General features: G+C 49.7%; 1 protein-coding gene. It reads left to right on the top strand.

The window, feature by feature from the left end:
- A partial coding sequence (locus tag F8C76_RS18870) for a hypothetical protein (RefSeq protein WP_211372175.1) occupies window positions 1-600 on the top strand: 600 nt, incomplete at its 5' end.
- Window positions 601-727: the final 127 nt, after the last annotated feature.

The raw sequence follows: 727 nt of genomic DNA on the forward strand, positions 1-727 counted from the left end.
CGTTTGACCCTCCATCAATGCTCAAACAGCAAAATCAAGCCTCTCGGCGGCGGGAACCACCGAAGCCTTCACTCATCAAACCAAGTACATGAGTGGCTTCAACATACTTTCAAAAGGCTGCACGTCGAATTTCAGGTCATTCCGACAACGTTTGACCAGGTTTCGACGCTCCGAAAGAAAATCGAGGCTACCGGCGGCGAAGCTCCCCGGGACCATGGTTACCAAGACAGAGCCTGTGGATCATCTCAAAATGACTCCAATAGGTTCCCTGTCAAATTTCAGGTCAATCGGACATCGTTTGACCGCACATCAACGCGCGGCATCTCCCTCGCGGCAAAATCAAGTCTACTGGCGACAGGACCCCAAACGGCTTCAAAACTCAAAAAAGAGCCTATGGTTGGTCTTATTTATTGCTCAGGAGGCTTCACCTCAAATTTCAGGTCATTCCGATATCGTTTGACCAAGTTTCAGCTTCTGGCAGAAAATCAGCAGCTCTACGCGACAAAGTCTTCGGCTTTCCCGGAAAATTGGAAACTTTGCACTCTCAAAATGCAAGGATTCTCATCATGTTTTCTACAGGGAAATCAAGCCAATAAATGAGGAAAAATGTCAAGAAAAATACAGAAGAAAACGGCAGCAGAAAAGACCGCAAGACGGGCCAAAAAGGGGAAAAACCCCCCGGGGTCGCAGCCCGCGACCCTGGCCCAAGGGCGCCTGCGACCTTGGC

It is taken from the genome of Flagellimonas olearia (assembly GCF_009184425.1).
In the GTDB taxonomy this organism is placed as follows: Bacteria; Bacteroidota; Bacteroidia; order Flavobacteriales; family Flavobacteriaceae; genus Flagellimonas; species Flagellimonas olearia.